The organism is Marinomonas lutimaris (assembly GCF_019426345.1).
Lineage (GTDB): Bacteria > Pseudomonadota > Gammaproteobacteria > Pseudomonadales > Marinomonadaceae > Marinomonas > Marinomonas lutimaris.
The window spans coordinates 29,528-41,151 of the sequence record NZ_JAHLLW010000015.1 but is presented as its reverse complement, the minus strand read 5'-3'; the positions used below and the strand labels follow the sequence as shown (position 1 = coordinate 41,151).

Below are 11,624 nucleotides of genomic sequence, written 5' to 3'. Positions count from 1 at the left end.
AGATACAAGATGAAAAAGTGCTCTATTTTTCATCTGACCCTAATTATCACATTGTTCATGTTGGTAGCAGAATCTATGGCATTGCTAATACAAAATGCTACAGTTACTGCGGTCACTCTTCGGCCAAGTTCATGGGAGTATTTCTTATCAAACTGAAGTAGAGGTGAGACTAATTCTGCCCACAACTCAAACTCAATAAGATTTTCAAAAGGTAGCCCTTCCGTTCTTTCTCGTTGAAACTATTCTAATTCTTCTAGAAGGCTCAACCTTCACTCCTTGTGCGCATAAAGCTTGTGTATGCGGACAGAGTAGTAACGCGAAGCGCGGAAACGGAAGGTGAGCCACCGCTAGACATACAGGCCAAGCATGAGTGCCCCCCAAGTAAGTACAAATATAATTAAACTACTTTCTTCAACTTCATTGTTAATGTGAAGAAATAATAGCGTAAAGAATATTGCAATCGGAGTATTTACCATTGCGGAATATTCAGTTGGAATTTCGCGACCAGTAAAACCCATTACCACCCTTCCAAGGATTCCGAAAACAGATACGGTGAATGCCATTCGTATCATCCACATCCTAATATTGTGATCAGATTCGATTGGGCGCACTCGCCTTAGCTGAAAGACATCTTTGAGGATTTCGAGAATTTCTCGATCAACTTTGTTCATACTATGATGCCGAAATCATTATTTCACCTAACGCCCGCATAAGCTGCGGACAATGTGTAGCTTCAGACTTGATGCGCTTGTTATATTTTCTAGTAATTGCTCGCCAACCAAACGTCAAACCGTCCCGAGTTGTTTTCAGCAAGGACAAAACGACCATCCCGTAATGCTGCGGCAATAAGATTTTCAGAGTTTAACGACAAACATTCACCATCGTAAGCTGCAAAATTAGTAGAAGTAATTTGGTCTATAAACTCACTAACACTTCCCGCTTCTTTTTCTGCAAACGCTATAAAATCAGGCTCTTTTGTGTAAACATCACTTTGAGTTAGTTGATGGAATATTGCGTATACAGAAGAAGTAACTTCGACTGGATTCCACTCGATAGAAGATGTTCTGGATTCCAGAGTATCTTTTGATAATTCATCATACTTAAACATCCAGCCACCTTGATCTTCTTTAATAACAGCTTTCGCTCTTAGAAACTCATTTAGTCCCTCCATTTCAAGAGCATCACCCCATGGCATTCCTACATCAAACTCAAGCGAGATCTTTGTCCAAATAAATTCAAGCATAAGCAGTACTGGGTTTGCCTTGCTAGAAAACATGAAATCCCAATAACCATCCCTTAAAGGTGATAAGTACGGTCTTCCATTTCCCTTCACCAATGAATGTTCCCCACAGATAATTAATTGTGGAAATGCAGGGATACCATAACCTGCACCAGTACCTTCTTCCTCTAAAAATTTTATAAGACCTTCTCTCAAACCAAATTCAGAAGAGAAACCATTATAGCCAAGAACAATTTTAACGGGCATTAATTGCTCCATGAAAATGGTGGTATAAATTAATTCATTCTCTTTAGAGAGAGTTTCTCTATTATGGTAATTTGGTGCTGTAATCCCTGTAAGTTGAGAGAATGTTCTATAGGAAGGGGATAAGTCTATTGCTTTATTTTCCTTATGCTTTCCTTCAAATAGGTACTTAGAATAACTTTCAGAAACTTGCCTTAATTTATAAAATGAATTAATTAAATCTTTTGAGTACAGACTCTTCTTTACTTCAAATACAACTAGCACATCTTTAACGTGCCATTTAAACGATTTAGTGTACGGTATTTTCTCACCTTCACCGCGAACTAACATACAATCCATTTGACCAGATAGGAATTCATCTCCATCGGTTATGAACCCATCTACGATTTGTAATTTTAGCTGTGGTGGGATAGCTCGATTTAATAGGTCTGCTGATAAACCTTCATACATATCTCCAATCGTTGGACCATGTTTCAATTCGTACGCATTTAGCTTGGCTGTCTCTTCTTTCATAAAGCCTTGCAATAATTCTGCGACATTTTTTATCATTTCGGCCACCTATGAGGAAAACATAACATCTATAGACACACCGATTTCGCAAGCCAAATCAAGATCTAACAAAAACAGTTTTGCAGCCATCTAGTCGGATTTTTAGTAAAGCTTTTTAGCTTTTACCCCTGATGTATTCCGCCATATTGCCATCACTCTTTTTTACTAAGAAAAACTTGGTGTGTCACTCTTTTAAATTCTGATCGTTTGAGCGTGATATTTTTGATCTTGTTCCTGTATCAGCCAATTAATCCATTACGATAAACTGACAATACAATTAAAAATACAGAAAGACCATAAGACTTTAGGGGGATTTCACGAGCAATATAAACGCCAGAGCGATTGATCCCCGCCTTCGCGGGGATGACGATGTATACTAGCGGGATGACTGTTCGTCTTCGCGGGCATGACGGTTTACGGCGATGTTTGGTTTGCCTAATGCTTGATGAGGTTGGAGGCTCTGAACCCCATCTTCCGTCTTCCCCTTGAAGAAAGGGGAAGAGACTTGGCAGCAGTATTTAAAAGTTATGCGTTTACGAACAACGGCAGATCACGCTTCGCATCGTGCCCTACATTTTGGGGTGTTTATGTTCAGTAGCGAGGAGCAAAGCGAACGCCAAGAGCGAGGTCAAACGACAGTGTCGAGCGGTGGTGTTTAGTTTGCTCCAAGCGCCGCGGTGGTAGTCAGGGTCAAAGCCTTCCCCTTGGCTCTTTAGTTCAAGTAAAAGGGGAAGGCACAGTCCGACTACAAATACCGCCCTTCTAGGTGTTTTCTAAAATGTGCGGCGTTTAGGGTTTCGCCTGTGGCGCGTTTGACGAGTTCATCTGTGGTGTGAAGCGAAGCTTGTGACCAGATGTTGTCGCTTAGCCATTGGAAGATTGGGTTTAGGTCGCCACTTTTGATGGCCATATCGAAATCACAGCCGAAGTCTACGGTGTTCGTCATGGTGGCTTTGTATTGTGCGGCGTACATGGCACCTAGTGTGTAGCTTGGGAAATATCCAAATGCGCCGTCTGTCCAGTGGATGTCTTGCATGCAGCCGTTTTTGTAATTGTCTTTGGTGGAGATACCAAGGGCGGCTTTCATTTTCTCATCCCACAATGCCGGTACGTCTGTGTGTTCTATCACGCCGTTGATCAGGTCTCGCTCGATCTCGTAACGCATGATGACGTGGGCGGGATACGTGAGTTCATCGGCGTCAACACGAATGAAGCCTTTTTCCACTTGGGTGTAGATTTTGTAGAGGTTGTCTTCGGCAAAGACGGGGTTGTTGTGTGCGTTGAAGGCTTCGGCAGAGAGTCGTGATAAGTGGGAAATAAACGGCTTGCTGCGCCCTATTTGCATTTCAAAGAAGAGCGACTGAGATTCATGAATGCCCATGGAGCGGGCTTCGCCAACAGGCAATCCAGCAAAGGCTTTTCCGAAAATCCTCCTTAAATTTAAGGTCGGATGAAAAACCGCCCTATTTTTCACCCACCCAAAAACATCAAATAACATATTCCACAGTATAACTCTTCAAAATTTCTATACACTACCAATCAATTTATAATAGCTTTCAAAAATAAGATAGCTTACTAAAGGAACAAAAAGATCTATCATGGCAAGAAAAATATACTTTTTATCTTTATTTTTTATTAATTTTAAAATATCGAAAAAGAACACAAACACCATCAAAACCAATACAACAAAAACCATAGGATAAGAAAAAATAAAGAACCAGTTCATAATAGCTAGATCATTTAAGGCCATCCAATCATTTTTTTTTGAAACAAACAAAACAAGACATAAAAAAAACTCTAAGAAGAATAAAGCTCGAATTAAAAACATCATCTCAATCCCTCTTGAAAAAGCTTTTTCGCCAGTATTTTACGACGAATAGCACCTTCACCACCTTCTAAAGCGTAATAAAAATGCCCTTCACCTTTCCCTCTATTCATTTGGGACGCAAGATCAGGAACAGATCTTATTAGCTCAACATCACTCATACCAGCATAAATAGGATCACCGTATTTATCAAGATTAATCACAAGAACATTTTTAATGTGGGGATTAGTTTTAACTGCCATTAATAAACTAGCATTTATCGGTGCTCCAATAAGTACTAAGTTATCAATTTTAACCTGACTTCTAGCATAATATAAAGCGCTTCGAGCTGCGATTACAGCCCCCCAAGAATAACCGATAAAGTTAAACTGTCCCTCTTTAGGTGGCAGCTGTTTTATTTCTAACTCAGCTAGAGAAAACTTAATTTTTTTATTATTTTCCAATTCATATCTAATGATATACTTATTACAGTCTTCACCTTGTGTATTTTTACCAGAATACTTTCTCAGCACTAAACCTAATGCGCTTTTATTACTCTCTACTTTACAACCATTTGTATTTACGAGCTGTAGTGCAATAGGATCATTCTCATCTTGATTATAAAAAACAACTGCGGAGGCATCACCTAGAGTATCGAGTGATGCTGGAATTTTTTGATCGACTCCCTTAAACCAGCCGGAATAATTACCATAAACCGAATCCTTAATCCCTGATTGCCTAAGACTATCAACCATATCTAATTGATAGCCCCCATTCATTCCTGCACCACCTAAAAAAACAGTTAAACCCTTGTTCATTCTAACACTCCATGTACAAAACTTTTATGCGCATATTAAAGCTTCACTATAAAGTAATACTTTACTCTCAACAATAACCAACACAGAAAGAACGATACTCGATTCAATAATTAAACGGGTGATGATTATCTGCTAGGTATTTTTATAGCGAAATTTAACGACAAGAAAGATATCTTTAAAACCTTAACAGGTCTGAAAATGCTTCACTTTCAAGGCGTTTCTTAAATATTGAGAGTCGCTCTGCTCATGGAGAACTACAAATTGAGATATGCTTTAATAGAGCAGCACAAATGCCTAGGCGGTGGTGTCTGCTTTACTTCCATAACTACGGAGGCTTGTTTAAATAGATCCCCGCCTTCGCGGGGATGACGATGCCTACAGTTTGCGCTCCTCCCCTTGAAGAAAGGGAAGGAAGAGTTNCGTGCCCTACATTTTGGGGTGTTTATGTTCAGTAGCGAGGAGCAAAGCGAACGCCAAGAGCGAGGTCAAACGACAGTGTCGAGCGGTGGTGTTTAGTTTGCTCCAAGCGCCGCGGTGGTAGTCAGGGTCAAAGCCTTCCCCTTGGCTCTTTAGTTCAAGTAAAAGGGGAAGGCACAGTCCGACTACAAATACCGCCCTTCTAGGTGTTTTCTAAAATGTGCGGCGTTTAGGGTTTCGCCTGTGGCGCGTTTGACGAGTTCATCTGTGGTGTGAAGCGAAGCTTGTGACCAGATGTTGTCGCTTAGCCATTGGAAGATTGGGTTTAGGTCGCCACTTTTGATGGCCATATCGAAATCACAGCCGAAGTCTACGGTGTTCGTCATGGTGGCTTTGTATTGTGCGGCGTACATGGCACCTAGTGTGTAGCTTGGGAAATATCCAAATGCGCCGTCTGTCCAGTGGATGTCTTGCATGCAGCCGTTTTTGTAATTGTCTTTGGTGGAGATACCAAGGGCGGCTTTCATTTTCTCATCCCACAATGCCGGTACGTCTGTGTGTTCTATCACGCCGTTGATCAGGTCTCGCTCGATCTCGTAACGCATGATGACGTGGGCGGGATACGTGAGTTCATCGGCGTCAACACGAATGAAGCCTTTTTCCACTTGGGTGTAGATTTTGTAGAGGTTGTCTTCGGCAAAGACGGGGTTGTTGTGTGCGTTGAAGGCTTCGGCAGAGAGTCGTGATAAGTGGGAAATAAACGGCTTGCTGCGCCCTATTTGCATTTCAAAGAAGAGCGACTGAGATTCATGAATGCCTATGGAGCGGGCTTCGCCAACAGGCAATCCAGCAAAGGCTTTGGGTAAACCTTGTTCATAACGGGCGTGGCCCGTTTCGTGAACGATGCCCATTAAGGCTTGTACAAAGTCTTTTTCATCGTAGCGCGTGGTAATGCGCACATCGCTTGGTACACCGCCACAAAATGGATGCACACTCTGGTCAAGTCGACCACGATCAAAGTCGAATTGCAGCAGCTTCATGACTTCTAAACCAAGGGCTTTTTGCGTTGCGGTAGAGAAAGTACCCGATGGCAATAGGATGGATTCAGATTTCTGTTTTTCCAAAACCTTTTCAATCAGTTCTGGCAACCAAGTTTTCACATCGGTAAACAAAGTATTAAGCGACGCAGTTGTGGTGCCCGGTTCGTATTTGTCGAGCATGGCGTCATAAGGCGTAAGACCTAATGCAGCGCCACGGATTTTTGCTTCTTCCCGAGACAAGGCAACGACGTCTTTCCAGTTCTTTTCGAATCCTGTCCAATCGTTTTCTTGACGTTGTGAACGCCAAGCATGCTCACATTTCGAACCCGCGATGGATTGCGCCTGCACTATGTCTTCTGGAACCACAGTGGCTTGCTGCCATTGGCGTTTCATCTCACGTAGGCTGGCTTTTTGCTCTGTGTTTAAGGTTTCTTGTTCGGCGTTACCAAACCATTCTTCTAGCTGGGGTTGTGTCGATAGTCGATGAATGTGAACCGATAATTCCGCCATGGCGTTGGAACGTGCTTCGCTGCCACCCGATGGCATATTTGCCGCTGCATCCCAGCCAAGCATGGCTTGAGCATGGTTAAAATGGCTGAGTGTTTGGTAGTGTGACGTTAACTTGTCGTAGTTGGACATGGTCGTTTTCATCCTATGTGGTGTTGATTAACCAGAACGGTATCCATTTCAGTTATCTTATTACATTGAAAGAAATTGAAACACCTCAAACAAAAAAGCCGAGACATCTTTAAAGAAACGTCTCGGCTTTTTGCATTTACTCTTGTTCTAACGCTTATTTATGACAACCACAGCCTGTGTGTTCGCCACTCAGCTCTTGCCAGTTTTTCAATTTACTGGTGCCGCCAATGCCGGAGTTGAAGCTGTTGGTTGGGTCGGTTTTTTGGTAAAACTCACGCAATGCTGGTTTCGCAACATATTCATGGCCCACGTTATGCTCTGCTGGGTATTCTGCACCGCGAGCGTCATAGCTGGATAGAATCTGCTTCTTCACCGCTTTGCCGTCAACGCCTTTTTTCATGATGTAGTTTTGGTGCATGACGTGACAGAAGAAATGACCGTAGTACATTTTCACCGCGACTTTTTCTTCGATGTCTTTTGGTAGTTCTTCAAACCAATCGCGCTCATTTCGTGGGAAGGCCACGTCGATGGTCATGATGGAACCCAGTTTTTTCTTATTCATTATATGAAGACGAGTCAATGCTCCGCCGGTCACAAAGCGATGCAAGATGGCTTGGTCAGCTTCACGTTTGGTACAAGCAAAGAAGTCACCTTCGTTGTCTTTAAAGAAGTTTTCTAAATAGGCTTGCGCTTCCGCCACACCATCGTTGCTGGTTTCCACTATCCAATGATGTTCGTACTTTTCACGGAAATCTTCCATGCGCTTTGGTAGATGATTTGGGAACAGCTGACTCGCGTATTGCATCATGATGTCAGAGAATTTAGACGGCATGAATTTCAGTTTTCCAGCCCATCTGTCCACTGTACGTTTTAGCGCAAACATTTTGGGGATGTATTTAGTGCCCAATTTATCGATCACTAAATAGCTGTCTTTGCCGTATTTTTTACTGATGTCATAGCTGCTGTTATGCATATATTCGCCAGACACAGGCAGGTTTTTAAAGGTAGATAACATATCACGGCGCATCTGTTCCATAACGGCAGGATCATTGGTGCCAATGTAGAAGACTTGGTACTTTTCTGGAATCGGGAAGGTATCAATACGCACGGCAAAGACCGCCAATTTACCCGCACAACCAGATGCTTCGTACAAGCGACGAGGATCGTTATTAAAACGTGATGGGGTGTCTGCGTCTACGTCACGAATACGCTCGTGGTATTCGTTGTCAGAACCGCGTTTTTCTGGGAACTGAACGTCTTTTTCTTGGTAGGTTTTGTTTTGCAGATTGGTCAGAATTTCTTCTGGATCACTTCCCAACTCAATGCCTAAGTTGTTCACCAATTGCAGTTCGCCGTCTTGTGTGACTTGGGCAAACAAGGACATTTCTGTGTACGCAGGGCCACGTTGCACCAAGGCACCACCAGAGTTGTTACAGACACCACCCACGATAGAGGCACCAATACAAGAAGAGCCAATAACAGAATGCGGCTCACGGCCGTAAGGTTTCAGCGTGTCTTCTAAGCCGAACAAGGTACTCCCCGCAAAACCCACAATCTGTTTACCTTGATCAAGCAACTGAATGTCGTCAATGCGCATGGTGCTGATGATCACGATAGGACGATCATAGTCCGCGCCATTAGGTGTTGAACCACCCGTTAAGCCAGTATTAGCCGCTTGCATAATGACGATAACGTCCGCTTTCACACAGGCTTGCAGACATTTCCAAATTTCGACCAAGCTACCAGGACGAACAACCGCATACGCCTTACCACCACCAAGACGAAAACCTTGGCTGTAAGGTTTGGTCTTGTCTTCATCGGTTAGCGTATATTGGCTGCCAACTATGGCTTTTAGCTCAGCGGCCAAATCGAAGCTGGAATTGGTGTCCGTCATACTGTTTTCTGTCATAGAGGCTACTTCACAACGTGTCGGGAAAAGAGGCCAGTATACTAAACTGAACACACTGTAAAAAACACTCCAACCACACAATTGGGTATCAACTTCATAAAGAATGCTTATGTAAGGAGAGAGTTACATAAACTTCGAAGAGCATATTCCCTAGATTATCATTGTGATTCTGCCCGTTTTATCTCATCTCTGATATCCAGCAATAGAGACAAAGCACGCTCACCATTCATGTTATATGGGTCGAAACTGATGCTTTTTGTATGCTGATAAAATAGCTCACGAAGGCTTTCTGTATTTTGTAAATAGCCCATATTCCAGCTATCGAACTCCCTGTGGGAGATTTCTTGATAATCTATTATTTCAGGCTTTCTATGGCGGGAATCCGTCGCGATTTTATGATAGATCTGATTCACGTCTTGGCGTGTTCCTTCTAAACATTGAAGAAAGAACTGCCTGTTAAAAGACAGCAAGCCAGTCACATTGAGGGCTTTATTATTGACTCGTGCCACTTTAAGAATGCGGGCAATGTCTTCCACCTCAAATTGCTCGGTAATGGTGCTAGTATAAATAAGTCGAACTAAATCCACATTAAGCCCTTTTTATATCGAATAAATATATAAACCATTTAAATTGAGGCTATCGTTTTTCTATACAAAAGTAATGTGGATTTAAGTAATTTTTGTATACGTTTTTTATCTAATTTAATTCCACCTGCTTCTCTATTTTTTTAAGGCTTAACAGCAATATAAACATCGACGCTGTTTTCACTGGTATAACATTCGAAATCTGCCGTATAAGCGCGATAATAAACACAATCGGAACTGCTAAAATAACGCCAAATTTCTCCCCACACATCAATCACCACTTGCGGCATTTCCCCTTCGCCGGAGAAGACAAGATATTCACCAGCAGAAAGGTCAACATGTTCTAGTTCTGCCTTTGACGAAACATAGTCTGGTTCTGCTCCCACTAATACGCTGAAATCGCCCGTATAATCTGACTCATACTGATAATACACGCCATATAAACAAGCGCCCTTTTCATAATTTACTGTGGTTTTTTGTGCAAAGATTTGATGTAAGGCGCCTATCTTTGCGGTTTCTGACTGCATTTCGCTAACGTTATTCGTTCGTACGCTTAAACCCACTATGCGTTTTTCATCTAGCGTTAATTGCTTCATTTTTATCTCCAAAAATCGACTTGTTTAGGAATAGATCCACTATATCGACATCTATGACACTTTATGTCACATTAAAATCATGAATAGAGCCAACGCCAAAGATCGCCTAGATAGATTAGAACAATTAACCGCCATTCTAAAATCAGAAGAAGCTCTCACGACCAAAATTATCGCGGCGGAGCTGAATGTCAGCGAGCGCACCTTATTTCGGGATATTGGAATTCTACGGGAGCGAGGATTGCCTATTGAAGCGGATAAAGGACGTGGCGGCGGTATCAAACTTCATCGTAATTGGGGTGTCGGGCGACTATCGTTAGAAAGCCAAGAAATTATCGATGTGCTCATCAGTCTGGCCATTGCTGAAAGTATGGGACCAACCTTATTCATGGGGAATATAAATACAGTTCGTCATAAGCTGATGGCTTCTTTTTCACCTAGGCAAAAAGAAAAAATCCACCAGCTACGCCAGCGAATTCACATTGGCGAGCAAGCATCACCATACGTTTTACAGTCTTTCAGTATGAAAAAACAGGAAACAAAAGCAACGATTGAAACCCTACATAGCGCCTTTCTGTTTAATCAACGTTTGTCTATTGTTTACCAAGACTTTCATGACCAAGAAACACAGCGCGACATTGAAGCCCATTATTTGTACCTTGGGTTTCCCGTATGGTATCTGTTGGCATGGGACCACCTTCGTAACGACGTACGTATTTTTCGCTATGATCGCATCAAGAAGGCAGACATTTTGCCGCAAGAGTTTACGATAAGACCGTTAAAAGATTTCAACGCTATCCTGACCAAGCAAAATGTCAGTACACTTTAATCTTCCACTTTTATAGCATTCGCCCCATAGCGCTGAAAAAAGTTGTTTACATCATATAGGATGAGCGCTTTGCTTTTCAAAAACCACACAAGGCTAGATACCATATCGGCATGACCGACTCCTTCATAGACTTTGCTTTCTACAGCACCCTGCTCGGCGTGTATTTTTGCAATCAATTTGTCCATATTACTTTTGCCCACAATGGTGTCGTCCGCGCCCCAAAGCAATAGCATTGGCGGCTCTTTACCATCAATAAACGTCGTTACCTGCATATTTGGGTAGTTTTCCGGTGGGCCAAACATGTCCATATAATCTTCTTCATAAGGTACAAAATCATACGGACCAGATAAGCCAGCAAAGGCATTGATAATAGATGGCGTTAAGCCTTCGGCTTGCAAATATTGCTTATCCGCAACCACCATGGCGCCAATGTGCGCACCAGCGGAATGTCCCGCTATAAACAAGCGTTTAGGGTCGCCCTGATATTCGGCAATATGACGATAGGTCCAAGCAACTGCTTTGGCACCATCCTCAACAAAGGTCGGAAATTTTACCTGTGGATATTTGCTGTAATCGGCAATGACCGTGATATAACCCTGTTTTGCAAAGGCTTCGCCTACAAAGGGATACATGTCTTTTGAACCATCCTTCCAGCTGCCACCATAGAAGAAGACAACAACAGGAAGAGATTGACCCGAAGAATGAGGCGGGACATAAACATCTAACTTCTGCCAAGGCTCAGTGCCATAAGCGATATCTTTTGTCGTTTCAGTATCACTGAATGCATTAGGCAAATTGGCAACGCCTAACCCAACCTTAGTACAGGCAACGAGTAATAAAGAACTCAGTGCCACACACACTTTTGCTATCCTCAAAATTGACCTCTTGCTTCTCTTAAAATGAACTCAATTCTAGTGATACGCAGCGAAGAGAAAAATAGACTAGAATTTTTACACTCT

Annotated in this window: 11 protein-coding genes; 1 reads left to right on the top strand and 10 read right to left on the bottom strand. The window is 42.5% G+C overall.

What is annotated here, in order from left to right:
- Positions 1 to 347 precede the first annotated feature (347 nt).
- From KPL72_RS15675 to KPL72_RS15635, 9 genes are all read right to left on the bottom strand, one after another.
- A complete protein-coding gene (locus KPL72_RS15675; RefSeq protein ID WP_219703614.1) occupies positions 348 to 671 on the bottom strand; it encodes a hypothetical protein in 324 nt (107 codons plus the stop codon).
- 89 nt (positions 672 to 760) lie between these two features.
- Positions 761 to 2,032, bottom strand: a complete 1,272-nt coding sequence (locus KPL72_RS15670) for a DUF6602 domain-containing protein (protein WP_219703613.1) — start codon at positions 2,030 to 2,032, stop codon at positions 761 to 763.
- A gap of 745 nt (positions 2,033 to 2,777) precedes the next feature.
- Entirely contained in the window at positions 2,778 to 3,530 is a 753-nt protein-coding gene (locus tag KPL72_RS15665) for a gluzincin family metallopeptidase (RefSeq protein WP_249422295.1), read from the bottom strand.
- Positions 3,531 to 3,557: 27 nt separating this feature from the next.
- A complete protein-coding gene (locus KPL72_RS15660) occupies positions 3,558 to 3,863 on the bottom strand; it encodes a hypothetical protein (RefSeq protein WP_219703612.1) in 306 nt (101 codons plus the stop codon).
- Positions 3,860 to 4,654 carry an alpha/beta hydrolase gene (locus KPL72_RS15655; protein WP_219703611.1) on the bottom strand — a complete coding sequence of 265 codons (795 nt, stop codon included), beginning with the start codon at positions 4,652 to 4,654 and terminating at the stop codon, positions 3,860 to 3,862. The genes KPL72_RS15660 and KPL72_RS15655 overlap by 4 nt, the downstream gene beginning before the upstream one ends.
- A 602-nt stretch (positions 4,655 to 5,256) precedes the next feature.
- Positions 5,257 to 6,750, bottom strand: coding sequence for a carboxypeptidase M32 (locus KPL72_RS15650; RefSeq protein ID WP_219703610.1), 1,494 nt, complete (start codon positions 6,748 to 6,750; stop codon positions 5,257 to 5,259).
- A 154-nt stretch (positions 6,751 to 6,904) separates the two neighbouring features.
- Positions 6,905 to 8,644 carry a D-lactate dehydrogenase gene (gene dld / locus KPL72_RS15645; protein ID WP_219703665.1) on the bottom strand — a complete coding sequence of 580 codons (1,740 nt, stop codon included), beginning with the start codon at positions 8,642 to 8,644 and terminating at the stop codon, positions 6,905 to 6,907.
- Positions 8,645 to 8,817: 173 nt separating this feature from the next.
- On the bottom strand, positions 8,818 to 9,246 hold the full coding sequence (locus tag KPL72_RS15640; protein WP_219703609.1) for a BLUF domain-containing protein: 429 nt from the start codon (positions 9,244 to 9,246) through the stop codon (positions 8,818 to 8,820).
- A gap of 140 nt (positions 9,247 to 9,386) precedes the next feature.
- On the bottom strand, positions 9,387 to 9,839 hold the full coding sequence (locus KPL72_RS15635) for a GyrI-like domain-containing protein (RefSeq protein WP_219703608.1): 453 nt from the start codon (positions 9,837 to 9,839) through the stop codon (positions 9,387 to 9,389).
- A gap of 79 nt (positions 9,840 to 9,918) precedes the next feature.
- Here KPL72_RS15635 and KPL72_RS15630 point away from each other — a divergent pair, with 79 nt between their 5' ends.
- On the top strand, positions 9,919 to 10,665 hold the full coding sequence (locus KPL72_RS15630; RefSeq protein WP_219703607.1) for a helix-turn-helix transcriptional regulator: 747 nt from the start codon (positions 9,919 to 9,921) through the stop codon (positions 10,663 to 10,665).
- Here the strand turns inward: KPL72_RS15630 and KPL72_RS15625 are convergent.
- Complete coding sequence (locus KPL72_RS15625; RefSeq protein ID WP_249422294.1) at positions 10,662 to 11,540, bottom strand: alpha/beta hydrolase; 879 nt, start codon at positions 11,538 to 11,540, stop codon at positions 10,662 to 10,664. The genes KPL72_RS15630 and KPL72_RS15625 overlap by 4 nt on opposite strands.
- Positions 11,541 to 11,624: the final 84 nt, after the last annotated feature.

What these genes read in the sequence shown, in the direction of transcription:
- KPL72_RS15655 (WP_219703611.1), bottom strand. Translation starts at nt 4,654, where the DNA reads ATGAACAAGGGTTTAACTGTTTTTTTAGGTGGTGCAGGAATGAATGGG.
- KPL72_RS15665 (WP_249422295.1), bottom strand. Translation starts at nt 3,530, where the DNA reads ATGTTATTTGATGTTTTTGGGTGGGTGAAAAATAGGGCGGTTTTTCAT.
- KPL72_RS15660 (WP_219703612.1), bottom strand. Translation starts at nt 3,863, where the DNA reads ATGATGTTTTTAATTCGAGCTTTATTCTTCTTAGAGTTTTTTTTATGT.
- KPL72_RS15650 (WP_219703610.1), bottom strand. Translation starts at nt 6,750, where the DNA reads ATGTCCAACTACGACAAGTTAACGTCACACTACCAAACACTCAGCCAT.
- KPL72_RS15675 (WP_219703614.1), bottom strand. Translation starts at nt 671, where the DNA reads ATGAACAAAGTTGATCGAGAAATTCTCGAAATCCTCAAAGATGTCTTT.
- KPL72_RS15635 (WP_219703608.1), bottom strand. Translation starts at nt 9,839, where the DNA reads ATGAAGCAATTAACGCTAGATGAAAAACGCATAGTGGGTTTAAGCGTA.
- KPL72_RS15630 (WP_219703607.1), top strand. Translation starts at nt 9,919, where the DNA reads ATGAATAGAGCCAACGCCAAAGATCGCCTAGATAGATTAGAACAATTA.
- dld (WP_219703665.1), bottom strand. Translation starts at nt 8,644, where the DNA reads ATGACGGACACCAATTCCAGCTTCGATTTGGCCGCTGAGCTAAAAGCC.
- KPL72_RS15670 (WP_219703613.1), bottom strand. Translation starts at nt 2,032, where the DNA reads ATGATAAAAAATGTCGCAGAATTATTGCAAGGCTTTATGAAAGAAGAG.